The organism is Neisseria sp. HMSC061B04 (assembly GCF_001836705.1).
GTDB lineage: Bacteria > Pseudomonadota > Gammaproteobacteria > Burkholderiales > Neisseriaceae > Neisseria.
Genome location: NZ_KV830191.1, coordinates 144706 through 167252, shown reverse-complemented (window position 1 = coordinate 167252; position 22547 = coordinate 144706). Strand labels below are relative to the sequence as shown.

The 22547-nt window shown below is 51.4% G+C and carries 21 protein-coding genes; 11 read left to right on the top strand and 10 right to left on the bottom strand.

All coding sequences use genetic code 11. The features are described 5' to 3' along the window. The first annotated feature begins 174 nt into the window (after positions 1-174). On the top strand, positions 175-438 hold the full coding sequence (locus HMPREF2661_RS06270) for a hypothetical protein (RefSeq protein WP_070822775.1): 264 nt from the start codon (positions 175-177) through the stop codon (positions 436-438). A gap of 189 nt (positions 439-627) precedes the next feature. On the opposite strand, the gene HMPREF2661_RS06265 is transcribed toward HMPREF2661_RS06270, so the two are convergent. From HMPREF2661_RS06265 to HMPREF2661_RS06250, 4 genes are all read right to left on the bottom strand, one after another. Next, positions 628-2664 carry a M3 family metallopeptidase gene (locus HMPREF2661_RS06265; protein ID WP_070822773.1) on the bottom strand — a complete coding sequence of 679 codons (2037 nt, stop codon included), beginning with the start codon at positions 2662-2664 and terminating at the stop codon, positions 628-630. Positions 2665-2785: 121 nt separating this feature from the next. After that, entirely contained in the window at positions 2786-3652 is an 867-nt protein-coding gene (locus tag HMPREF2661_RS06260) for a trafficking protein particle complex subunit (protein WP_070615877.1), read from the bottom strand. Between the two features lie 71 nt (positions 3653-3723). Continuing rightward, a complete protein-coding gene (locus tag HMPREF2661_RS06255) occupies positions 3724-4587 on the bottom strand; it encodes a mechanosensitive ion channel family protein (RefSeq protein WP_004520900.1) in 864 nt (287 codons plus the stop codon). Between the two features lie 21 nt (positions 4588-4608). Continuing rightward, positions 4609-5103: a restriction endonuclease gene (locus HMPREF2661_RS06250; RefSeq protein ID WP_003749044.1), complete on the bottom strand. Its 495-nt coding sequence runs from the start codon at positions 5101-5103 to the stop codon at positions 4609-4611. A 288-nt stretch (positions 5104-5391) separates the two neighbouring features. Between HMPREF2661_RS06250 and HMPREF2661_RS06245 the strand changes: the two genes are divergently transcribed. The 3 genes from HMPREF2661_RS06245 to HMPREF2661_RS06235 all read left to right on the top strand — a co-directional run bounded on the left by HMPREF2661_RS06245 (position 5392) and on the right by HMPREF2661_RS06235 (position 8149). Beyond that, positions 5392-5727 (top strand): hypothetical protein, encoded by a 336-nt coding sequence (locus HMPREF2661_RS06245; protein WP_039862525.1) that lies wholly within the window; start codon positions 5392-5394, stop codon positions 5725-5727. 109 nt (positions 5728-5836) lie between these two features. Then, on the top strand, positions 5837-6193 hold the full coding sequence (locus tag HMPREF2661_RS06240; protein WP_070822771.1) for a hypothetical protein: 357 nt from the start codon (positions 5837-5839) through the stop codon (positions 6191-6193). A 216-nt stretch (positions 6194-6409) separates the two neighbouring features. Then, positions 6410-8149, top strand: a complete 1740-nt coding sequence (locus tag HMPREF2661_RS06235) for a potassium/proton antiporter (protein ID WP_070815001.1) — start codon at positions 6410-6412, stop codon at positions 8147-8149. A 271-nt stretch (positions 8150-8420) separates the two neighbouring features. On the opposite strand, the gene dnaE is transcribed toward HMPREF2661_RS06235, so the two are convergent. Further along, positions 8421-11855, bottom strand: a complete 3435-nt coding sequence (dnaE, locus tag HMPREF2661_RS06230; RefSeq protein WP_070822769.1) for a DNA polymerase III subunit alpha — start codon at positions 11853-11855, stop codon at positions 8421-8423. Positions 11856-12020: 165 nt separating this feature from the next. Between dnaE and HMPREF2661_RS06225 the strand changes: the two genes are divergently transcribed. Both HMPREF2661_RS06225 and HMPREF2661_RS06220 read left to right on the top strand, forming a co-directional pair. Then, positions 12021-12254, top strand: a complete 234-nt coding sequence (locus tag HMPREF2661_RS06225) for an RNA-binding S4 domain-containing protein (protein ID WP_002221492.1) — start codon at positions 12021-12023, stop codon at positions 12252-12254. Next, the gene (locus HMPREF2661_RS06220; RefSeq protein ID WP_049322627.1) at positions 12232-12450 is read left to right on the top strand and encodes a hypothetical protein; all 219 of its coding nucleotides are present in this window, start codon (positions 12232-12234) and stop codon (positions 12448-12450) included. Before HMPREF2661_RS06225 ends, HMPREF2661_RS06220 begins: the two co-directional genes overlap by 23 nt. Positions 12451-12662: 212 nt before the next feature. Here HMPREF2661_RS06220 and yihA read toward each other — a convergent pair whose 3' ends face one another. Continuing rightward, complete coding sequence (yihA, locus tag HMPREF2661_RS06215; protein WP_049322626.1) at positions 12663-13304, bottom strand: ribosome biogenesis GTP-binding protein YihA/YsxC; 642 nt, start codon at positions 13302-13304, stop codon at positions 12663-12665. Between the two features lie 215 nt (positions 13305-13519). Between yihA and HMPREF2661_RS06210 the strand changes: the two genes are divergently transcribed. The 5 genes from HMPREF2661_RS06210 to rarD all read left to right on the top strand — a co-directional run bounded on the left by HMPREF2661_RS06210 (position 13520) and on the right by rarD (position 19795). Further along, the gene (locus HMPREF2661_RS06210) at positions 13520-14143 is read left to right on the top strand and encodes a c-type cytochrome (RefSeq protein ID WP_049322625.1); all 624 of its coding nucleotides are present in this window, start codon (positions 13520-13522) and stop codon (positions 14141-14143) included. Between the two features lie 267 nt (positions 14144-14410). Continuing rightward, positions 14411-16363 (top strand): cytochrome c biogenesis protein ResB, encoded by a 1953-nt coding sequence (locus HMPREF2661_RS06205; RefSeq protein WP_070822767.1) that lies wholly within the window; start codon positions 14411-14413, stop codon positions 16361-16363. After that, positions 16356-17543, top strand: coding sequence for a c-type cytochrome biogenesis protein CcsB (ccsB, locus tag HMPREF2661_RS06200; protein ID WP_070822765.1), 1188 nt, complete (start codon positions 16356-16358; stop codon positions 17541-17543). Before HMPREF2661_RS06205 ends, ccsB begins: the two co-directional genes overlap by 8 nt. Before the next feature lie 99 nt (positions 17544-17642). Then, on the top strand, positions 17643-18713 hold the full coding sequence (tsaD, locus tag HMPREF2661_RS06195) for a tRNA (adenosine(37)-N6)-threonylcarbamoyltransferase complex transferase subunit TsaD (RefSeq protein ID WP_070822763.1): 1071 nt from the start codon (positions 17643-17645) through the stop codon (positions 18711-18713). 176 nt (positions 18714-18889) lie between these two features. Next, positions 18890-19795 (top strand): EamA family transporter RarD, encoded by a 906-nt coding sequence (rarD, locus tag HMPREF2661_RS06190; RefSeq protein WP_070822761.1) that lies wholly within the window; start codon positions 18890-18892, stop codon positions 19793-19795. A gap of 89 nt (positions 19796-19884) precedes the next feature. Here the strand turns inward: rarD and murU are convergent, their stop codons facing one another. From murU to HMPREF2661_RS06170, 4 genes are all read right to left on the bottom strand, one after another. Further along, positions 19885-20580: an N-acetylmuramate alpha-1-phosphate uridylyltransferase MurU gene (gene murU, locus HMPREF2661_RS06185; protein ID WP_049322622.1), complete on the bottom strand. Its 696-nt coding sequence runs from the start codon at positions 20578-20580 to the stop codon at positions 19885-19887. Positions 20581-20667: 87 nt separating this feature from the next. Beyond that, positions 20668-21168 carry a 4-hydroxyphenylacetate 3-monooxygenase, reductase component gene (gene hpaC, locus HMPREF2661_RS06180; RefSeq protein ID WP_049322621.1) on the bottom strand — a complete coding sequence of 167 codons (501 nt, stop codon included), beginning with the start codon at positions 21166-21168 and terminating at the stop codon, positions 20668-20670. A gap of 10 nt (positions 21169-21178) precedes the next feature. Further along, complete coding sequence (gene hpaR, locus HMPREF2661_RS06175) at positions 21179-21616, bottom strand: homoprotocatechuate degradation operon regulator HpaR (protein ID WP_003681518.1); 438 nt, start codon at positions 21614-21616, stop codon at positions 21179-21181. A gap of 340 nt (positions 21617-21956) precedes the next feature. Next, the gene (locus tag HMPREF2661_RS06170) at positions 21957-22466 is read right to left on the bottom strand and encodes a protein disulfide oxidoreductase (protein WP_049322620.1); all 510 of its coding nucleotides are present in this window, start codon (positions 22464-22466) and stop codon (positions 21957-21959) included. Between the last annotated feature and the right edge of the window lie 81 nt (positions 22467-22547).

Below are 22547 nucleotides of genomic sequence, written 5' to 3'. Positions count from 1 at the left end.
AAAATAGTCAAAACAATCCGACAGGGTGCGCCGCAACAATGTGTGGCAGGCATGATTTTACCCAAAAGCCAAATTGTAAATTCCGCAATAATATGCACATTGAGATATGCACAATGCAAAAAACTTGCTAGAATCCTATGCTATTTAACTATAAAAGCATTATGGACGGAAAACATGAAACAATTTGAAATCAGCCACAGCGTCAGAAAAGCGCTTTGCGACTACCTGAATACGCGCAATCTAAACCTCAAAGCCGCCATGGACAATGAAACAACCAATGGCGAAGTCGCGGCCATCGTTCACGCAGGATTGCCGGCGATGATTCGGAAAATCTATTCTTTGGAAAAAATGAAAACCTTTTTCTGGACGAAAAAAGATTTGATGATGGAATTTATCAATATGCGTTTGGCAGCCGGCGATAAAAAGGGCAAAAATTGATTTGAGCGATGGGCCGGGGAGATTGGGTTTTGAAATACGTGCTTCAGTTTCTCCCGAAAAAGTTGTTAGAGATTGGACGTATTTATTGTTCCTCATTAATTGTGCCAACCGAAAGGCCGTCTGAAACATTTCAGACGGCCTTTAACTTTGAATCAGCAACCGTTCTGTTTAAAACGGCGGATTTTCAAATCAAGCTGCGTTGTCGAAACCGCTGTGGCGGAGCAGGGCATCCAGGCTTGGTTCGCGGCCGCGGAAGGCTTTGAAGGATTCGGCTGCGCTGCGCGAACCGCCGACGGCCAGCACTTCTTTCCAGAAGCGGCGGCCGGTTTCGGCCACGTCATCGCTTTCTTCAAACGCTGCGTAAGCGTCTGCGCTCAAAACTTCCGCCCATGCGTAGCTGTAATAGCCTGCGGCATAGCCGCCGGCGAAGATGTGGCTGAAACTCAAGGCAAAGCGGTTGTATGCCGGCGGTTGGGTTACGGCGACTTCTTGACGCACTTTGTCCAAGATTTGCGGCCATTCTTTCAGACGGCCTTCATCTTCCTGATGGTAGATTTCCATGTCGAAGAGGGCAAATTCCATTTGGCGGACGAGGAACATACCGCGTTGGAAGTTTTTAGCCGCGTGCATTTTGTCGAACAGCTCTTTCGGCAATACCGCGCCGGTTTCTTCGTGTGAGGACATTTGCGCCAATACGTCGTATTCCCAAACAAAGTTTTCCATAAATTGGCTGGGCAGCTCGACCGCGTCCCATTCGACGCCGTTGATGCCGGATACGCCCACTTCGTCAACTTGGGTCAACAAGTGGTGCAGGCCGTGGCCGGTTTCGTGGAAGAGGGTGATGATTTCATCGTGGCTCAAACGCGCTTCTTTGTCGCCTACAGGCGGGGTGAAGTTGCAGACGAGGTAGGCGGTCGGCAGTTGCAGCGTACCGTCGGCGAAACGGCGGCGGCTTTTGTAGCCGTCCATCCATGCGCCGCCGCGTTTGCCTTCGCGTGCGTACAAGTCCATGTAAACGCCGCCGATGGTTTGGCCGTCTTGTTTCAGCTCGAAATAGCGCACGTCTTTGTGCCAAACGGGGACGGTTTTTTCAGCCAGCTCGATGCCGTAGAGTTTTTTGATTTGGGCAAACAGGCCTGCCAAGACTTTGCTGATAGGGAAGTATTTTTTCACTTCGGCTTCGCTGAAGGCGTATTTGGCTTGGCGCAGTTTTTCGGCGGCGTAGCTCAAATCCCACGATTGCGGGTCTTCGATATTCAGGTTTTCGCGCGCAAAGGCCTTGATTTCGGCAAAGTCTTTTTCGGCAAACGGTTTGGCGCGGCGGGCAAGGTCGTGCAGGAAGTTTAAAACCTGTTCGGGCGTGTCGGCCATTTTGGTTGCCAGCGACAGCTCGGCGTAGTTTTTGAAACCGAGCAGTTTGGCGGTTTTCAATGCGTTTTCGAGGGTGCGGTCGATGTTGGCTGTATTGTCGAATTTGCCGTCGTCGGACAATTCGCTGGCGCGGGTAACGTAGGCGCGGTAGATTTGTTCGCGCAGTTCGCGGTTGTCGGCGTATTGGATGACGGCGAGGTAGTGCGGAATTTGCAGGCCGATTTTGTAGCCTGTTTTGCCTTCGCTTTGCGCGGCGGCGGCAAACATGGCGATGGAGTCTTCGGGAATGCCGGCAAGCGGCGCGGCATCGTCAAAGTAAATGCCGAAAGCGTCGGTTGCGTCTTGGATGTTTTGTGCGAATTTGGCACCCAGTTGCGCGCCTTCGGTTTGCAGTTGCGCCAGTTCTGCCTGCTGTTCGGGCGGCAATTCGGCACCGCTGAGGACGAAATCGCGTAAGTCGTGGTTGAGCTTGGTTTGCTGCGCCGGGGATAGGGTGTCGAATTCGGCAGAGTTTTTGATGATTTTGAAGCGGTTGTACAACTCGATGTCTTGACCGATTTCGGTGAAGAAGATGGTGATTTCTGGCATCAATTCGTTGTATACGGCACGCAATTCGGGCGTATCAACCACGGAGTTGAGATGGGAAACCACGCTCCAAATGCGGCCGACGCGTTCGGTAATGTCGGTCAGTTTTTCGACAGTGTTTGCCCAGTCGGTGTGCGTTTGCGCTTTGATGGCGGCGATTTGTTCGCGCGCTTCGGCAATGGCGGTTTGCAGGGCGGGTTTGATGTCTTCGGTTTTGATTTGGTCGAAACGGGGTTCTTCGCCCAAGTGGAGCAGGACGTTGTCGCTCATATGGTTTCTCCTGAATAAGATGGTTTCAGACGGCCTTGGGGCCGTCTGAAAAGAAAACGATAGGCGTTATATGGTGGCAGACAGGCAGAATTAAAGTGTTTTGCCTGCCTGTCGGCCAACCTTATTCCGGACCGCGCGGATTGGCGTGCAACGGGGCGGCCAGTTCGAGGCGCATGGTGGTGCCTTCGGGGGCGTAAACCGCATTGGCAACATTGGTTTGCAAGGATTCGGCAAACGAGCCGTGATACACTTTTGCGCCTTGGTGGGTCAGGTTGGATTGTACGTCGACGTACACTTCGCCGCCGATTTGTCGCCAGAGGTGGCAGAAGGTGTAGTCTTCGGACAGGTAGCGTTTGCTTTCGGGATCGACCATGCAGTCGAAGAAGCGGTAGTGCAGGCCTTTGTTTTCCGGGCTGTAGTCGCTGTCGGAGACGTAGTTCAACTCGGGATAAGCCTCTATCATTTTTTCAAATACGCTGCGTTTGATAACCATGAAGCCGGTTGGCGCGTCATGAACCTTCATAAAGCCTTCTTCATCGACTTTCAGGACGATTTCGCCGTTTTCATTTTTGTCGTTGGTGTTGACGGTGTAAGAAGTGTACATACGCTCGAAATCGGCTTGGGTCATGCCGGCAGGAAGACCTGCTTGGGGCCAGTTTTCGCGTTTGAGCGGATAAACGCCGGCCACAACGTCTTTATCGGCCAAGAGCAGGCGGTAGAATGAGTCGGGAGAGAAGCCGATGTCGGAGTCAATCCAGAATAAATGCGTCCATTCTTTGTTTTCCAAAAATTTGGCCACGCAGTTGTTGCGCGCGCGCGTAATCAGGCTTTCGCCGCGCTGCATCATTACTTGCAGCGGCAGGCCGAGGGAGGCGTTGGTGTGGACGATGTTCAGAAGCGAAAGGGTGTAGTTGTGGAAATATTTGCCGTCATGGCTGGGGGTCATAATGACGGGGTACATTTCGGCAAGGGCTGATTCGGGCAACATGACTTTTCCTTATTGTTGATTGTGAACTTCATTATTGTAAGGGATTTGATTGTATCAATAAACAAACCGTACTATTTTGTTTGGTTGATCAGTCGGTATTGCGTGCGCAAAAATTCGTCTAAGACGGCCTGTTGTATTTCCAGCCGTTTGGAAACGGGGGAGGCGAAGCGTACGATGATGTGGTACACCTTGTCATCATGCGGCACGCGGGACACGCGCGGCTGGGCGGCGGGGGTAATAAAGAGTTTTTGCGCTTGAACGTTTTCCAAATATTGTTGGATAACGGGAACATAGGCCGCGCACAACGGCTCAAGCACGGCTTTCAGACGGCCTATGATTTCGTCCGAATCCAAATGAATCGGCACGGGGATTTCCACCGTATGAATCACATAATTGCCCAAAATATTGTCGCGGCGCACGGTATGGCTCAAAAGCAGGCTGTTGGGAAACGAGAGCGTTTTGCCGGAAAGCTGGCCGATTAAAGGGTTAGGGCCGATTTGCATCATCAGCGTGTTCAGCATATTGATATCGACCACCCGTCCGCGCAGGCCGTTGATTTCGATGTAGTCGCCGATGGAGTATTGTTTGGTTACCGAGCGTAGGATGCTGCCGGACAAACACATAATCAGCTCTTTAGTTGCCACCACAATCGCCGCGGCCACTGCAAACATCGACAAGGCTAAAGTTTGAATCTGCGCCGCCCAAATCATCGCCAGCCCGAGTAGGATCAGCAGCATGGTTACGTTGCGGCTGAACACCAGCGAGCGGCGTTTGTTTTCAATGCTCAAATCCGGATGGCTGCGAAAATGCGCCGAGAGCAAGATGCTGCGCCCGGCAATGACGGCCACAATCATCAATACCGACATCAATGCCGATTTGATGATTTCTTCACTGACAGGCAAAGCGTTCAGCCATTCATGCATGGTGTTCCACATAATCCTGTTTCCTTTTCCTTTTTAGGCCGTCTGAAAACCCACGCGTTCAAAAATTTCTGCCGCACACGCTTCCGATACCGCAAACAAAGTCGCCACGCTGCCCAAAGCCCGTTGCGCCGCCGCGCTCAAATCGTCGCGGCACACTTCGCCCAGCCACTCAACCGGCCGCACCAGCGACATTTTTTCATCGTCCCATTGCGGACAATGTACCGCGCCGCCCGTAATCCTGCCGACCCGATAACGGCGTAGGGCAGGCGAGTAGGTCAGTACGGCATCTCCATCGGCCAACTCGTTGACAAACCGCCACATCTGAGCCGCACCCGATTGCGCCGTTCTCAATTTCACATCCGGCACGGCCGAACGGTAAATATCCGTCAGCTCCTCACGGCCAAAGCCTTTTGCCGCCGCTTCGGCCAGCATAGGCCAGGCCAACGCCGCCACACCGCGCTCGAAAAATACGTCATAAAGCGCACCTTGCGTGCTGCGAACCATATAAAGTCTGGCTTGTTTTCCCATTACAGTACCTGTTTGTTTGAAGGATTTATCCCTTGGTTTCAATATTACCCGTTACGGCTGAAAAATTCGATATTCAGCATAGGCGGAAAGGGTTAAATTACCCGCTGAAAATAAATGAATGATAAATAAAAGGCCGTCTGAAAAACAAAATAGGCTGATATATCAATAGATGATATATCGTAACAATATATTAATAACTGTAAATTTTTTTACGTTTACATCAGAAAAAGATAAGATAAAAGAATCAATCGCGAAAGATTGCTATTCACTGAACATTAGGAGAGAAAAATGACCTGTAAAACCCACGAACATCATGACCACGTTCACAGCGCAAACTGCGGCCACACTGCCATCAAACACGAAGGCCACGTCGATTATCTGCACGACGGCCACCTGCACCATGAACACAACGGCCACTACGACGAGCACGCCCTGAGCGTCAATGAAACCAACCCTGACGGCTGCCATCCGGTTGACACCTGCCACGGCCACGTTCACGGCGAAGGTTGCGGCCACGAAGCCGTACCGCACGGCGATCACGTCGACTACATCGTCAACGGCCGCCTGCATCACCAACACGGCGACCACTGCGACGACCACGGTCCGGTTGAAATCGTTAAATAAAACTGTTTTTCAGACGGCCTCTGATATGGGGCATCTGTAGGGAAAGGGGGTGTATTTTCACCCCCTTTTCATATATATTGTCGCACCCTACACTAAAACAGCCATTATTATGTTTGACATCATATTTGTATTGGTATTCGGCAGGCTCCAAGCCTCCGGAACACTGAATTTCCCCGATAGGCTTTATCCCATCTGGAAATGGGCGCTAGGCGCAGGCATGCTTTATGCCGTGATAGGGACAATGCTGGGATACGCTTTCTCCGGTTCCTTCTCCCTAGTCAGCTTTTTGCTGATTATTGTCTTGTCATCCACTTGGTTCTCTCTGTATTTCAAACTGTTGCGGCTTACCGCCTCAAAAACTGTACTGAACCAATGTATTTACTGGGTGATTGGCATTGTTTCGGCATTGTCGTTCCCCTTTGTTGTGGGCTACCTTTCCCTGTTGGCCAAAGGCTTTTTGCAGTAAACTTTTCAGATAATCTCTCTATACAATAAGGCCGTCTGAGAAGGGGTAAGTTTTATTGGCAGAAAAAGCCGTTTGGGTAAAGCGGTTTGTTGTATGAACGAAGCCGTCTTTCAGACGGTTTTTTTATTTCTGTATAATGGGTAGGCCTTCAGTAAATCTTATTGATTTTATGATACAATTTCGCCTCGTTTTTATTAACGGTAGGACTTTTGCAACGTGGACTGGATGAACAATCTGTTTTTGCTCGGCGGGGCGTTATTGTTTTTAAGCGTGGTTTCGACCACTTTGTCGGCAAGGCTGGGGATGCCGCTTTTGTTGGTATTTCTGGCGGTTGGAATGTTGGCGGGTGAGGACGGTATCGGGCGCATCGATTTTGACAATTTCGTTTTGGCCAACGTCATCAGCCAGCTTGCGTTAGCCGTCATTTTGCTTGACGGCGGGTTGCGGACCCAGCTTTCAAGTTTCCGAATTGCATTGAAGCCTTCTGCGGTATTGGCGACATGGGGCGTGTTTGCCACCGTGTTGCCTTTGGGCTTGTTCGCCACATTTTATTTGGGTTTGGATTGGAAATTCGGTGTACTGATGGCGGCGATTGTCGGCTCAACCGATGCGGGGGCCGTGTTCAGCCTGCTGCGCCACAGCGGCGTGCGCCTAAATGACAGGGTACAGGCGACTTTGGAAATCGAATCCGGTGCGAACGATCCGATGGCGATTTTTTTAGTTACCGCCCTGATTACCATGATTACCAACCCCGAACAATCAGGTGTGTTGGCGTTTTTATGGATGCTGCTGCTCCAAATCGGCTTCGGCCTGCTGATGGGGTGGGCGGGCGGAATGGTGTTGGCGAAACTCGTACGTCGTCTGAACCTTGCGGAAGGATTGTACGCGCTGATGATTGTGTCAGGCGGCCTGTGGGTATTCGCATTTACCAATACCATCGGTGGCAGCGGCTTCTTGGCGGTTTATCTGGCGGGGATTATCGTCGGCAACCAGCATACCCGCGCAACCGAACACGTTTGGCGTGTGATGGACGGCCTGGCGTGGCTGGCGCAGGCGACTTTGTTCGTCGTACTGGGTTTGTTGGTAACGCCCAGCAGCGTTTGGGAAAAAAGCGTCGATGCCTTGGTTATCGCCGTATTCCTCATGCTGGTCGCCCGTCCGCTTGCCGTTTTCAGCGGCTTGTGGAAATTCGGATACAGTGTGCGTGAAAAAGCCTACATCAGTTGGCTCGGGTTGCGCGGCGCAGTACCGATTTCTTTGGCGATGATGCCTTTAGTCATGGGAGTGCCGAATTCTGAACTGTTGTTCGATGTCGCCTTTGCCGTCGTCGTACTTTCCCTGCTGATTCAAGGAACGACGATACCCGTCATGGCGCGTCTGCTCAAGGTCGCCATGCCGCCCAAACCCGAGCCGGAAGGAATGCACGACATTTGGCTGTCGGAACGCGAAGCTGTGGCTTTGTTTTCTTTCAAGGTAACGAAGGAATCTGAGGCGGAAGGCAAGCATCCCGATGCCGTTGCCCCCATTTCGGAATCGTTTGACTTGCGCTGTTTCGCGCTGATACGTGACGGGCGGAAAATCGAAATGCAGAATGATACGGTTTTGAGGGAAGGCGATACGGCTTGGTATATCCTGCCTGACAGCCAAGTGGACAAAATGGCGAAATACTTCAGTGAAACCGGGCAGAATGTGCGCGAAAATTTTGATTTCTTCGGCGAATTTGCCGTCGACCCGTATGTCAATACCGGCGATTTGGCAGCGGCGTACGGGTTGAAGCTGGAAGACGGCGAAGCCGGTATGAGCCTGCTCGAATGGTTTCAATCCAGAGGAGGCAGCGCGCAGCCCGTCGAGGGCGACCGCATTGTCGTTGACGGGTTTTCATTGACGGTTAAAGAAACCGATCAGAACGGTGTCGTGAAGAGTATGGGGTTGAAAGTACCACGTCGGGAAAGCTAGGCTATGTCGTGATTTCTACACAAAAAACCAAACGACGACAGATTTTTTGTATATTGGTGCTTGCAACATTTATTGCAGTGATGGTATAGCCTTATGTTTGGGCACAATATTTTGATTTAGGAATGAATACGCCGGATAGAATTTGTTAAAACTACAGGGTATTTATTTTATGGCAATACTTTCATTCTAGAAAAACCATAAAGGAAAATAGCTTTTGTAATGAAATTGAAAAAGGCCGTCTGAACGTATGGTTTCAGACGACCTCTGCGCCTTACCAATTCACGCGCACTGCCCTACTGCCGAGCAGTTTTTCCAGTTCGTCGAATAACGCGGAGCTGGGCGTCACCATCCATTTCGGCGGCACTTGAAACCTGCCCGACGCTTTGCCGTTGCTGTACGACAGTTGCAGCGGGATGTGCTGCGTGTCGGGCAGGCGGTGGGCGGTGAGAATGGCGGCAAGGCGGGCAATATCGTGGCCGGGGGCGAGGGCGAGGCTGAGGCTGCGGGCGTAGCGTTCGCGCGCCATTTGCAGGGTCATGACTTGGTTTGCCATGATGCGCAGCCCGTCGCCGCCGCCGTAGTCGTCGCGGCTGACTTTGGATTCGATAATCAGCACTTGGTCGGATTTGAGGTAGTCGGCGCAGTTTTCCAGCGTCTGGCCGCTGACCATGATTTCAATCTGCCCGCTCAAATCTTCGAGGCTGACGAAGGCGATTTTGCCGCGTTTGCCCATCATGGTGCGCACGGCGGTAACGAATCCGGCGAGTCGGACGCTGTCTTGTGGTTTCAGACGGCCTAATTTGGTCGGGGCGATTTGGCGGACTTCTTGGGCATACGGGCCGAACGGGTGGCCGGACAGGTAAAAGCCGATGACGGTTTTCTCTTCGGCGAGTTTTTCCGATTCGCTCCACATGGGCGCATCGATGAGCTGCACCGGTTCGATGGCGTCTTCCATCATGTCAAACAACCCGCCCTGATTGGCGTTGGCGGCTATTTGGTCGGCGTTGTTCATGGCGAGGTCGATGTTTGCCAAGAGCATGGCGCGGTTGGGTTCGATGCTGTCGAACGCGCCGCCGCGTATCAGGGCTTCGAGGGTGCGGCGGTTCATGTGTTCTTTGCCGACGCGCTCGCAGAAGTCCAACAGGCCGGTAAACTCGCCGCCGCTTTGCCGCGCGGCGATGATGGATTCGACGGCGGCTTCGCCCGTGCCTTTAATCGCGCCGAGTGCGTAGCGGATTTTCATGTTCGGATACGGCGTGAAGCGGTAGTCGGATTCGTTGATGTCGGGCGGCAGGAACTCGATGCCGTTGGCGCGGCAGTCGTCGTAGAAATGCTTGAGCTGGTCGGTGTTGTCCAATTCAGACGACATGGTTGCCGCCATAAATTCGGCGGGGTAATGGGCTTTGAGCCATGCGGTCTGGTAGGAAATCAGGGCGTAGGCGGCGGCGTGGGATTTGTTGAAACCGTAGCCGGCGAATTTTTCCATGTAGTTGAAGATTTCGTCGGATTTTTCGCGCGAAATGCCTTGTTTTGCTGCGCCTTCGGCGAAGATTTCGCGGTGTTTCACCATCTCTTCGGGCTTTTTCTTACCCATGGCGCGGCGCAGCAAGTCCGCGCCGCCGAGCGAGTAGCCGCCGATAATCTGCGCCGCCTGCATCACTTGTTCCTGATACACCATAATCCCGTAGGTCGGCGCGAGGATACCTTCCAGCAGCGGGTGGATGTATTGGAATTCCTGCCCCTTCATGCGCGCGACGAAATCGGGAATATTGTCCATCGGGCCGGGGCGGTAGAGCGATACGAAGGCGATAAGTTCTTCAAACTTGGTGGTGTGCGCCGTTTTCAGCATTTTTTTCATGCCGGTCGACTCAAACTGGAACACGGCGGTGGTGTTCGCATCGCGGAAGATTTGGTAGGCGGCCTGGTCGTCAAGCGGAATCTTGCCGACATCGACGATATCGCCGGTGGTGTTTTTGATGTTGTTCTGCGCCATTTCGATAATGGTCAGGTTGCGCAGGCCCAAAAAGTCGAACTTCACCAAACCCACGTCTTCCACGTCGCCCTTGTCATACATGGATACGGGCGAGGCGGATTCGTCCGCCTGATACACGGGGCTGTAATCGGAAATCTTGCCCGGCGCAATCAACACGCCGCCCGCGTGCATACCCAAACCGCGCGTCAAATCTTCCAGTTTTTTCGCCAGCGTAATCAGTTCGTCCGCTTCTTCCGCTTCGATTAATTCCTGAATCTGCGGCTCGGCCTCCATGGCTTTTTCCAAACCCAGAGGTTTGTTGGCTTCCAACGGAATCAGCTTGGACAGTTTGTCGCACAGCATAAACGGCAGTTCCAACACGCGCCCCACGTCGCGAATCACCGCTTTGGACGACATCGTGCCGAAGGTAACAATCTGGCTTACCGCATCCGCGCCGTATTTTTCGCGCACATATTCAATCACGCGGCCGCGGTTTGCCTGACAGAAGTCGACGTCAAAGTCGGGCATGGAGACGCGTTCGGGGTTCAAGAAACGCTCGAACAGCAGCGCGTATTTCAGCGGGTCGAGGTCGGTAATTTTCAGCGAATACGCCACCAGCGAACCCGCGCCCGAGCCGCGTCCCGGCCCGACCGGACAGCCGTGCGTTTTCGCCCAGTTGATAAAGTCTTGTACGATAAGGAAATAGCCGGGGAATTTCATCTGGATGATGATGTTCAGCTCAAAATCCAAACGTTCCTGATATTCCGGCATTTTTGCCGCACGCTCCGCTTCGTCGGGATAAAGCTGAACCATGCGTTCTTGCAAGCCCTCGTTAGAGAGTTTCACCAAATAATCGTCCAGCGACAGGCCGTCCGGAGTAGGGAAGAGCGGCAGGAAGTTTTTGCCCAATGTGATGTGCAGATTACAGCGTTTGGCGATTTCCACCGTGTTTTCCAAGGCTTCAGGCAAGTCGGCGAAACGTTCGGTCATCGTTTCCGGCGGAATGAAAAACTGGCTCGGCGTGAAATCGCGCGGACGTTTTTTGTCTGTCAGTACCCAGCCGCCCGCGATGCACACCCGCGCCTCGTGTGCGTTGAAATCGTCGCGGCTCATAAACTGCGTCGGGTGTGTCGCCACCACCGGCAAACCCAATTCCTCCGCCAGCTTCACGTTGCCCGAAACGCAAGCCTCCCATTCGGGGCGTTCGGGTAGGCGTTGCAGCTCTAAATAAAACGCATCGGGGAACCACGCCGCATACTTCAACGCCGCCGCACGCGCCGCGTCTTCATTGCCGTTCAACAGATTCACGCCCACTTCGCCGTAATGCGCGCCGCTCAAACAAATCAAGCCGCTGTTGTCGCCGCTTTCCAGCCATTCGGGGTTGAGTTCCGCATGATGGATATTGCGGTTTTTGCCGACATAAGCCGCCGTTAAAAGCTCGCTCAAGCGTAGATAGCCCGCATCATTGCGGATAATTAGCATGGCGCGAAACGGCTTGTCGGGCGCATTCGGATTGCCTATCCACACGTCTGCCGCACCAATGGGCTTAATCCCTGCGCCGCGGCAGGCTTTATAGAATTTCACCAAGCCGAATTCGTTCATCAAATCGCTGATGCCCAAAGCAGGCAAACCGTATTCCTGCGCTTTGGCAATCAGTTTTTTAATCCGCACCATACCGTCGGTAATCGAGAATTCGGTATGCAGGCGCAGGGGGATGTAGGTCGGCTCGGTCATGGCAAAATCGGCGTGAACAATAAAAGGCGTATTGTAGCAGGGTTGGCAGCGAAAGGCCGTCTGAAAACCAAATGTAATGGGGTTGGATAAAGCAAATAAAACAGAAGTGGGCTTTCTTTCAGACGGCCATGTTAAAATATCGCCATTATTGAAAAGGATTAAATGATGGAAGCTACTGTCTATCTTGAAGACAACGAATACATCGCTTTATGCGACCTGTTGAAATTGGCCGGTCTTGCCGAAAGCGGCGGACAGGCAAAAGCGTTTATCGCCGAAGGGCTGGTGTTGCGCAATGGCGAAACCGAAACGCGTAAAACCGCCAAAATACGTGGCGGCGAAGTGATTGAGTTTGATGGTGCGCGCTTGGAAATCGCCGATGGATACGACCCTGAAGAATAAAGCCGAAGCCATCTTGGGCGAGCCGTTGTTAGACGAACCCGTCCGCCCCGAGTCGTGGGAATGTTGCGGCAGCGAGTGCGGCGATGCCTGTATTCAGACAATGTATTGGGCGGAAAAAGCCCGATATGATGCGCAACAGCGGAAATTGAAAGAAGCAGGTTGGGTGGACGGCGAAGATGGTGCAAAGGCCGTCTGAAAAAGGTTTGGTTGAATAACACCATGCTTTTTAAGAATTTTTACTGATACGTCGTTGCTTTGAGTTTGCGATGAGGAAATAAAAAAACGCAATAAAAAAGGGTATGCGTATACATACCCTTTGAAAGTGAGATAGAAAACGGCATTGTGGAAACAAATGACGGAATAAGATTTGCGGTTGGTCAACTCATCTCATTCCGCCTTGTTTTACAATCATTCAGGCGATGCTTCGCCTGCAAGATTTTCGATTTCTTCGCGATGCGCGTCAAACCATGAGCCAACCACTTGATTGACTTCGTCTATACCTTGCTTTTTCAGGCTGGAGAACAGTTGAACGCTGATTTTTTGGCGTTCGGTGTAGGGTTTGAGTGATTTTTTAACCGCCGCCAAAGTTTTAATCTGGTCGTTTTTAGACAGCTTGTCTGCTTTTGACAGCAGGATATGCACAGGACGGCCGGTGATGTGGAAGAAGTCCAGCATCTGAATGTCCAAAGCCTTGAGAGGATGGCGCGAGTCCATAATCAAAATCAGGCCGATCAGCTGGCGGCGTTGTTGCAGGTAGTCGCCCAAGAGTTTGACCCAGTGCGCACGGATGGCCTCCGGTACTTGCGCGTAGCCGTAGCCGGGCAAGTCGACCATGAAATTGCCGTTTTCCAGTTCAAAGAAATTAATGTGTTGGGTGCGGCCCGGTGTTTTGGAAACGTAGGCAAGGCGCACATGATTGGTTAAAGTATTGATGGCGCTGGATTTGCCGGCATTGCTTCGACCGACAAAGGCAATCTCGGCCGGCGTGTCGGGCAGGTCTTTCAGATGGTTGACCGTTGTAAAGAATTTGGCGTTTTGAAAAAGGTTCATCAGTATTTCCTTGCATGGAAACAAAACTGCAACATCATAATTTGTATCGGGCATTTATGTTGCAGCAGTTTGGTAATTTGAGTAGTAATTTAATGTAAACTTGGTATAGAATAGCACGTTTATAGAATTATCGGTTTTAATCGGGAAAATTCCCCGGTATTTGAGTATAAAAAAGGCATTGACGCGGTACGCAATGCTGTAATCAGGAGCACTCCATGAAACGATTGACTTTATTGGCCTTGGTATTGGCTGCCGGTGCGGTTTCCGCTGCCCCTAAAGCAGATGCTGAAAAAGGCAAACAGGTAGCGACTACTATCTGTGCGGCGTGTCACGCAGCCGATGGTAACAGCGGTATCGCAACTTATCCTAAACTGGCAGGTCAGTTTGCGGCCTACACCTACGGTCAAACCATGGCCATCAAAGACGGTACCCGTACCCACGGTGCTGCCGGCGTGATGAAACCGATGGTGATGAACTTGTCCGAACAAGACATCCGCGACGCTGCCGCCTACTACGCCAAACAACAAGGCAAACCGGGCGAAGCCAATCCTAAAGAAAACCCAGAGCTGGGCGCGAAAATCTATCGCGGCGGCCTGAGCGCTAAAAAACTGCCGGCATGTATGTCTTGCCACGGTCCTAGCGGCGCAGGTATCCCGGGCGGCGGTACTGAAATCCAAGCCTATCCTCGTCTGGGCGGCCAACACAAAGCTTACGTTGTCGAGCAAATGAAAGCTTACCAATCCGGCCAACGCAAAAACGCCATTATGGCCGATATTGCCAACCGCCTGAGCGAAGAAGAGTTGAACGCAGTAGCCAACTTCATTCAAGGTTTGCACTAATTTCGTTTTGAAACGAGCTTATTGATACAGGCCGTCTGAAAACCCTTCAGACGGCCTTAGCCAATATAGGCCGATAAGCCTGATTGGTTTTTTCAAATAGCGACAGCAAGATTTTTACTACAATATGCAGTATTCTTCCTTTCGCATCACACGTCATTGCAGTCCGTTCTACCGATCGGGTTGCCCAAAGCCGACATTTGAGACATGAGTAAATCTTCATCATCCGTCCCACTCATCCGTAGACCATGGTTTGCCTTTTTCAGCTCCATGCGCTTTGCCGTTGCCCTGCTTAGCCTGTTGGGTGTGGCTTCGATTATCGGTACGGTCTTGCAGCAAAACCAGCCACAAGTCGATTATTTGGTGAAATTCGGCCCGTTTTGGTCGCAGATTTTCGGCTTTTTGGGCCTGTACGACGTGTACGCCTCGGCGTGGTTCGTTGTCATCATGATGTTTTTGGTGATTTCCACCGGATTGTGCCTGATTCGCAATGTTCCGCCGTTTTTGCGCGAGATTCGTTCCTTCCGTGAAAATGCGAAGGAAAAATCGCTGGCGGCAATGCGCCATTCCATCGTTTTAGACGGACAGGTGACGCCTGAAGTCGCGCAACGTTATTTGGAAGTGCAGGGCTATGGCTGCAAAACCGTTACGCGTGAAGACGGTTCGGTTTTGGTGGCGGCAAAAAAAGGTGCGATGAACAAATGGGGCTATATCTTTGCCCATGCCGCGCTGATTGTGATTTGTTTGGGCGGTTTGATAGACAGCAATATCCTGCTGAAAATCGGTATGCTTACCGGCCAGGTCGTGCCGGACAATACGGCGGTTTACGCCAAAGACTTTAAGCCCGAAAGCGTGTTGGGTACGTCTAATTTGTCGTTTAGGGGCAATGTCAATATTTCGGAAGGTCAGAGCGCGGACGTGGTATTTTTGAATGCGGATAACGGCATGCTCGTGCAAGACTTGCCGTTTTCCGTCAAATTGAAGAAATTCCATATTGATTTTTACGATACCGGTATGCCACGCGATTTCGCCAGCGACTTGGAAGTCACGGACAAGGCAACCGGCAAAGTCAGCGAACACACCATCCGCGTCAACCATCCTTTGACGCTGCACGGTATTACGGTTTATCAGGCAAGTTTCGCCGACGGCGGTTCAGACTTGACGTTTAAAGCGTGGAATCTGGCCGATGCCGACCGCACTCCGGTCAAACTCAAAGCGACTTCCATGCGCGAGTTTCCGCTGGATTTGGGCAAGACCTCTTATAAACTGGAATTCGACCAGTTTACTTCGATGAACGTCGAAGACATGAGCGAGCCGTCTGAAAAAGAGCAAAACCTGAAATCCGCCCTTAATGATGTACGCTCCGTCCGTCAGGAAGACAAAAAATACACCAATATTGGCCCGTCTATCGTTTACCGTATCCGCGATAAAGCGGGGCAGGCGGTCGAATATAAAAACTATATGTTGCCGCTGAAACAAGATGAAGACTATTTCTTCATTACCGGCACGCGCAGCGGCTTGGCGCAGCAATACCGTTGGTTGCGCATTCCGATGGATAAAAACGGTAAAATCGATACCTTTATGGCTTTGCGCCAATATTTGAAAGACGATGCGGCACGCCGTAAAACCGTTGCCAACGCCGTTAAAGGCGCACCCGCCGAAATCCGCGAGCAATTCATGGCGGCGGCGGAAAATACCTTGTCGATTTTTGCCAAAGGCGGCTATTTGGCTTTGGACAAATTTGTTACCACCAATATTCCGAAAGAGCAGCAGGAAAAAATGCAGGGCTATTTTTACGAGATGCTCTATGGTGTGATGAACGCCGCTTTGGAAGACACGATCAGTACATACAACCTGCCGACTTGGCCGCAAGACGAAAAGCGCAACCGCTTCCTGCTGCATGCAATGGACGCGTACACCGGTTTGACCGAGTATCCTGCGCCGATGTTGTTGCAATTGGACGGCTATTCCGAAGTGCGCTCTTCCGGATTGCAGATGACCCGTTCGCCGGGCGCATTCTTGGTATATCTGGGTTCGGTATTGCTGGTGTTGGGTACGGTGTTTATGTTCTATATTCGTGAAAAACGCGCTTGGCTGCTGTTTTCAGACGGCCGTATCCGTTTTGCCATGTCTTCCAGCCGCAACGAACGCGACTTGCAGAAAGAATTTCCGCAACACACACGGCAATTGCAGCAGCTTGCCAAGGATTTGAACCATGAATAACAAACATCAGGCCTTGCCCGAGCATGAGCTTCTGACACACAAATCATTTATCCGAAACCTCAACCTCTTCGACTGGGCATTCGCACTGCTGATTGCCATCGGTGCGTTTATTGCCCAAACCCAGGCCGGTCTGCATATGGACATCTACGAAATGGTGATTTTGTGGGCGAGTGCCGGTATTGCCGTTTTTCTGGGTTGGTTTTTTAAACCGATGCGCTGGTTTATCCCTGTGGGCGTGTGCCTGGCGTATTTGGCCGTTGATTTGTATGGCGGCGATATCAAACGCGCAGACGGCTTCCTGCTCAAATACCTGTTAAGCAGCCAGTCGGCGATTATGTGGCAATGCGCGTTTGTATTCTTTGCCTTGTTTGCCTATATCGTCGGTGCGATAGCGGCGGTGCGCAAGAATGTGCCGACCAATACGCTTTTGGGCATGGGGAGCGTGTTTGCGTGGGTTTCCGCGATGGCGGGCTTTGTTGGCTTGCTGGTGCGCTGGCATGAAAGCTATCTGTTGCGTCCCGATGCCGGCCATATTCCGGTTTCCAACCTTTATGAAGTATTTATCTTGTTCTTGGTCATTACGGCGCTGATGTACCTCTATTACGAAGGCCGTTTTGCCGTACAAAAACTGGGCGGATTTGTCTTCAGCTTTATGGCGGTCGTAGTCGGATTTGTCTTGTGGTACAGCGTTTCGCGCGAGGCGCATACCATTCAGCCGCTGATTCCTGCTTTGCAGTCTTGGTGGATGAAAATCCACGTTCCGGCCAACTTTATCGGCTACGGCGCATTCTGTATCGCCGCCATGCTGGGTATTGCCGAACTGCTGGCGCTCAGAAAAGAAGATGCGGGCAAAAAATCATGGCTGCCGCACTCGCAAGTCATTGAAGAAGTCATGTACAAAGCGATTGCTGTCGGTTTCCTGTTCTTCACCATTGCCACCATTCTCGGCGCATTGTGGGCGGCCGATGCGTGGGGCCGCTATTGGAGCTGGGACCCGAAAGAAACTTGGGCATTCATCGTTTGGCTGAATTACGCGATCTGGTTGCATTTGCGGCTGGTGGCAGGCTGGCGCGGCAAAGTGTTGGCTTGGTGGGCGGTTATCGGTCTGGTCATTACCGCCTTTGCCTTTATCGGCGTGAATATGTTCTTGAGCGGCCTGCACTCTTACGGCACTTTGTAAACCGCTTATTCTGCACTTTATTTCAGACGGCCTTTTTCCGTTTTCGGAGAAAACGCCGTCTGAATCGTTTTTAATCATTTTTTCAGACGGCCTCAAACCATGTTGGTATTAGGAATTGAATCATCTTGCGACGAAACCGGCGTTGCGCTCTACGATACCGAGCGCGGCCTGTTGGCGCATCATTTGCACACACAAATGGCGATGCATGCCGAATACGGCGGCGTTGTTCCCGAATTGGCCAGTCGCGACCATATCCGCCGTGTGGTGCCGTTGACGCAAGGTTGCTTGAAGGAGGCAGGCGTAGGCTATGCCGATATTGACGCGGTTGCCTTTACGCAAGGTCCGGGCTTGGGTGGCGCATTACTGGCCGGTTCAAGCTTTGCCAATGCGTTGGCATTTGCCATCGGCAAGCCCGTTATCCCTGTCCACCATCTTGAAGGCCATTTGCTCTCGCCCTTGTTGGCAGACGACAAGCCTGAATTTCCATTTGTTGCTTTGCTGGTGTCGGGCGGACATACGCAATTTATGGCTGTACGCGGTATCGGCGATTACACCTTGCTGGGTGAAAGTGTGGATGATGCGGCAGGCGAGGCATTTGATAAAACGGCCAAGCTCTTGGGCCTGCCTTATCCCGGCGGTGCCAAATTATCCGAGTTGGCCAAACTCGGCACGCCTGATGCCTTCACGTTCCCACGCCCCATGCTCCATTCGCACGATTTGCAGATGAGCTTTTCCGGTTTGAAAACCGCCGTTTTAACCGCTGTCGAAAAAGTCCGCGCCGAAACGGGTTGCGATGAAATTCCCGAGCAGACGCGTAACAACATTTGCCGCGCTTTCCAAGATGCGGTGGTTGACGTATTGGCGGCCAAAGCCAAAAAAGCGTTGTTGGATACAGGTTTCAGAACTTTGGTGGTTGCCGGCGGTGTGGGTGCAAACTGGAAACTGCGCGATGAATTTTCGCGCTTAACCGTCAAAATGCCGTCTGAAAAAGGCAAACCCAAGCCGCAGGAAGAAAAAATCAACGTCTATTTCCCACCGATGGCATATTGCACCGACAACGGCGCAATGATTGCCTTTGCCGGCGCGATGCGTCTTGCCGAGCGTCAGGCTGTCGGTGCATTCAATGTCAAGCCGCGCTGGCCGCTGTCGGATATTGTGAAGCAGGGTTGATACATTAGACTGCTTCGATGTAATGAAAGGCCGTCTGAAAACCTGAAGACAGGGTTTTCAGACGGCCTTTAATGAAATAGATGTTTGCGGTACAACTTCATTCAAAAAGATGAGTAATTTTTTCATCCGTTTTTTCTACAATATTAACTTTGATTGATTGCAAAAGGCCGTCTGAAATGACGAATTTATCCAAAGGTTTGCTGGCTGCGGTAGCGTCCAATTTGTTGTTTTCCATGCTATTTTTGTACGGCATGTGGATGAGGCCGATGACGGGGACGGAGGTGTTTGCCTGGCGCATGGTCGCCATGCTGTCGGCTTTGTGCGTGCTGATGACCATGGTCAACGGTTGGCAGGCGGCAATGCGTTTTGCTTATGGCGTCGGCCGGGATTGGAAACGGTGGCTGCTGATTGTATTGCCGACGCCGATATTTGCCAGCCAGTTGTGGCTGTTTGTCTGGGGGCCGGTCAATGGGGAAGGGGTAAACATTGCCATGGGTTATTTCCTGTTTCCTTTGGCGATGATGCTGGGCGGACGGATTTGGTTTAAAGAGCGTTTGAACCGGTTGCAGAGGGTGGCGGTAATCTTGGCGTATGCAGGCGTGGCATGTGAATTGGTGCGGTCGGGCGCGTTTTCGTGGACGACTGTATGGGTGTTCGGTACTTATCCGTTTTATTATCTGCTGCGCCGCAAGCTGGGCGTGCCTTCCTTAATCGGGCTGACCTTTGATTTGATGATGATTACGCCGTTTGCGTTGGCGTATATTGTGCTGGCAACGGATACGCCGGCGATGATTGCGGCCAAACCGGTTTTAATCTTTTTTATTGTGTTGCTGGGTTTTAATAGTGCAATATCCATGCATTTGAATTTGAAGGCGAATCAATTGCTGCCGGTGGCAGTGTTCGGTATGTTGAGCTATTTGGAGCCTGTATTGCTTTTTATTGTGTCGATTGTGTGGCTGGGCGAGCCGGTACAAGGCGGCGCATTGATCGGCTACGGACTGATTTGGTCGGGATTGTGCGTGATGATTGCCAATGGCCTGTTGGGAATGAAGAAAGAAAAGAAATTGGCAAAATTTGATTGATGGATTGAGGCCGTCTGAAAATGATTTGATCAATGTTTTCAGACGGCCTTGAATATTAAAAGGGGCGTATCGGATACGTCCCTTTTGTTTTACCAGCTTTGGGCGATACGGTCGGCTTCTTGCAGGCGTTCGACTGTGCCGACGTCCAACCAAAGGCCGTTATGGTGTTCGCCACTGATTTGGTTTTGGCTCATGGCTTGACGCAACAGAGGGGCAAGCTTGGCAGCCTGGTGTGCCGGGGTGTCTTTGAAAAGCGCAGGATGATAAACGCCCACACCACTGAAAGTAAGGGCTTGGCCGTCTGCGGATGATGCAGATACCAGGCCGTCTGAAAGCAGGCCGAAGTCGCCTTCGGGATGATGGGGCGGATTGTCCACCAGCCACAAATGGGCGAGAAGGTTGTGTTCCTGCATACGCTGGGCAGCCAGTCGTGCAGCTTGGAAATCAATGTCGGTCAACACGTCGCCATTGACGACCAAAAACGGCTCGTTGCCCAAAAGCGGCAGGGCAGTGGCAATGCCGCCGGCGGTTTCCAGGCCTCCGGCGCGCTCGGGAGAATAGGCGATGCGCACGCCGTAGTCCGAACCGTCTTTTAAGGTGTCTTCGATTTGCTGGCCAAGCCAGGCATGGTTGATGACGATTTCAGTGAATCCGGCCTGCTGCAGGCGGCGCAAGTGCCAACCGATAAGTGGCGTGCCTGCTACTTCGAGTAAAGGTTTGGGCGTGTGGTCGGTCAGAGGGCGCATGCGCTCGCCGCGACCGGCGGCCAATATCATTGCTTTCATGGTTGTGCCTATAATGTGTGAAACAGAAAAAGTCTCAGGCCGTCTGAAAAAATGAAACAGATGTTTCAGACGGCCTGAGACCTTTATTTATGCCAAAGATTTGAATTGCCTACGGAAATACAGCAATGCCGGCGCTTGCGCGTCGGTATTGCGGATTTCGTTGATCTGAACGAAAAAGACGTAATGTGTGCCGATTTCGCGTTGATCGACAATACTGCCGTGTAGGTGCGCCAGCGCGCCTTCGACTTCGAGCTGTCCGGTTTGCCCTCTATGCCAAATATGGTATTCGAAGCGTTCTTCGGGCGAGAGGTCGGTCAGTCCGGCAAAGTGTTCGGCGACATCCTGCTGGCTGTCGTTGAGCGTGTTGATACACAAATCGCGGTTGCCCTGCAGGATGGGGATGATGGCGGATTGGCGGTTGATGCACAGCATGACTGTCGGCGGCTCGTCGGTAACGGCAGTGACGGCAGTCATGGTAATGCCATAGCGCCCTGCTTCACCGTCTGTCGTGATAACGTGTACACCGGCGGCACAGGAGGCCATGGCATCTCGGAAGGATCTCTTGAGTGTGTGTGTTGAATCTGTCATCCGGCTCGCTTTATTTTAATGCCTGTTCGATTTTTGCCAGCTCTGCCAAGAGTTCTTTGAGTTGTGCCATTTTTTCTTTGGAAAGGACTTTTTCAATTGCGTCATAGCGCTCGTCAACCAATGCGCCGGTGGACTCATAGAGTTTCTCGCCTTCGGGCGTCAGTTTCAGATAAACGCGGCGTTGGTCGTTGGAAGGCTTCAGGCGCACGGCCAAACCTGCTTTTTCCAAGCGGGTCAGAATGCCGGTCAGGCTGGGACGGAGGATGCAGGCCTGATTGGCCAAATCTTGAAAGTCGAGTGTGCCGTTTTCCGCTAAGAGCCGGATGATACGCCATTGCTGGTCAGTAATATTGGCTTGGTTCAGAATAGGGCGGAATTGGGTCATCAATGCTTCCCTTGCCTGAATCAGACCGATATTGATAGATGCATGTTTAGATTGGTTGGGCATTACTAAGTCTCCGGGGTTATCAAAAATCAAACCGTTGAAGCGTGAGGTAAATTAATAAAGGCGAATATTGCTGTTTTAAGGCTGCCGTCGGCAACCGGGTCTATGGGAACAAAAGCATCACGGCCACAATATTAGATGAAGATCTCTAACAGTTTGTTTTGATAATAATGTTTCCAATTGTTCTTATGGTTATATCTTAGTCTATTTTCTTTATAATCTCAACAAAATCATATGTTATCGGGAAAGAGATAGTTTATTTATTTATGAAATGGAATAGGGTAAATATATTCGGCGGAGATGATTCTTTGGATTTTCTATTTTTAGTGGATTTTCAATGAATTTAGCCGAAGATGTCTGCTAAGTAAATTCTGATTTTTAAGCCGATGTAGCTGGAAAGTCCGGATGTGTGATGAATCATTTTTCCATCTTTTAATATGATAATGGTTGGTGTGACGGCTATGTTCCATTTTTGAGCCATCAGGCCGTCTGAATCATTGAGGTTTGGAAAGGATAGATTGTTTTCTTGCATATGGCGGGCAATATCATGGTCGCTTCCGGAGCGCAAGGCTACGCCCAGAGTCGGAATATTGTCTTGATGCAGTTTTTCTATGGTCGGCGATGTGTATGAGCAAATACCGCACCAGCTACCCCAAAAGTAAACAACGGCAACACGGTTCTGGCTGAAGGATTGGAGGGAAGTGGTTTGTCCGTTGGTTAGCGTGAGGGTTTGCGCTGCTGATTGCAAGGGTTGGTCGGGTTTGCGTACCCAGTCGACAATCAAGGAGAGAAAGATGAAAATAATCACGGCCTGAAGCAATGATTTGGCGTAGTGGAGCAGGGTTTTCGTCATGTATTTGCCGTGAAAAAAGATTGAATGATTGTTTGATAAATGAAAAAAGCCTTGCAGAGCAAGGCTTTTGATTCGATTCTG

Excerpts from the sequence above, each read along its gene's own strand:
- dnaE (WP_070822769.1), bottom strand. The coding sequence starts at position 11,855 with ATGACCGAGCCGACCTACATCCCCCTGCGCCTGCATACCGAATTCTCG.
- HMPREF2661_RS06225 (WP_002221492.1), top strand. The coding sequence starts at position 12,021 with ATGGAAGCTACTGTCTATCTTGAAGACAACGAATACATCGCTTTATGC.
- HMPREF2661_RS06260 (WP_070615877.1), bottom strand. The coding sequence starts at position 3,652 with ATGTTGCCCGAATCAGCCCTTGCCGAAATGTACCCCGTCATTATGACC.
- HMPREF2661_RS06265 (WP_070822773.1), bottom strand. The coding sequence starts at position 2,664 with ATGAGCGACAACGTCCTGCTCCACTTGGGCGAAGAACCCCGTTTCGAC.
- hpaC (WP_049322621.1), bottom strand. The coding sequence starts at position 21,168 with ATGACAGATTCAACACACACACTCAAGAGATCCTTCCGAGATGCCATG.
- hpaR (WP_003681518.1), bottom strand. The coding sequence starts at position 21,616 with ATGCCCAACCAATCTAAACATGCATCTATCAATATCGGTCTGATTCAG.
- HMPREF2661_RS06255 (WP_004520900.1), bottom strand. The coding sequence starts at position 4,587 with ATGTGGAACACCATGCATGAATGGCTGAACGCTTTGCCTGTCAGTGAA.
- murU (WP_049322622.1), bottom strand. The coding sequence starts at position 20,580 with ATGAAAGCAATGATATTGGCCGCCGGTCGCGGCGAGCGCATGCGCCCT.
- tsaD (WP_070822763.1), top strand. The coding sequence starts at position 17,643 with ATGTTGGTATTAGGAATTGAATCATCTTGCGACGAAACCGGCGTTGCG.
- HMPREF2661_RS06205 (WP_070822767.1), top strand. The coding sequence starts at position 14,411 with ATGCGCTTTGCCGTTGCCCTGCTTAGCCTGTTGGGTGTGGCTTCGATT.
- rarD (WP_070822761.1), top strand. The coding sequence starts at position 18,890 with ATGACGAATTTATCCAAAGGTTTGCTGGCTGCGGTAGCGTCCAATTTG.
- HMPREF2661_RS06240 (WP_070822771.1), top strand. The coding sequence starts at position 5,837 with ATGTTTGACATCATATTTGTATTGGTATTCGGCAGGCTCCAAGCCTCC.
- HMPREF2661_RS06210 (WP_049322625.1), top strand. The coding sequence starts at position 13,520 with ATGAAACGATTGACTTTATTGGCCTTGGTATTGGCTGCCGGTGCGGTT.
- HMPREF2661_RS06220 (WP_049322627.1), top strand. The coding sequence starts at position 12,232 with ATGGATACGACCCTGAAGAATAAAGCCGAAGCCATCTTGGGCGAGCCG.
- HMPREF2661_RS06250 (WP_003749044.1), bottom strand. The coding sequence starts at position 5,103 with ATGGGAAAACAAGCCAGACTTTATATGGTTCGCAGCACGCAAGGTGCG.
- HMPREF2661_RS06170 (WP_049322620.1), bottom strand. The coding sequence starts at position 22,466 with ATGACGAAAACCCTGCTCCACTACGCCAAATCATTGCTTCAGGCCGTG.
- yihA (WP_049322626.1), bottom strand. The coding sequence starts at position 13,304 with ATGAACCTTTTTCAAAACGCCAAATTCTTTACAACGGTCAACCATCTG.
- HMPREF2661_RS06245 (WP_039862525.1), top strand. The coding sequence starts at position 5,392 with ATGACCTGTAAAACCCACGAACATCATGACCACGTTCACAGCGCAAAC.
- ccsB (WP_070822765.1), top strand. The coding sequence starts at position 16,356 with ATGAATAACAAACATCAGGCCTTGCCCGAGCATGAGCTTCTGACACAC.
- HMPREF2661_RS06270 (WP_070822775.1), top strand. The coding sequence starts at position 175 with ATGAAACAATTTGAAATCAGCCACAGCGTCAGAAAAGCGCTTTGCGAC.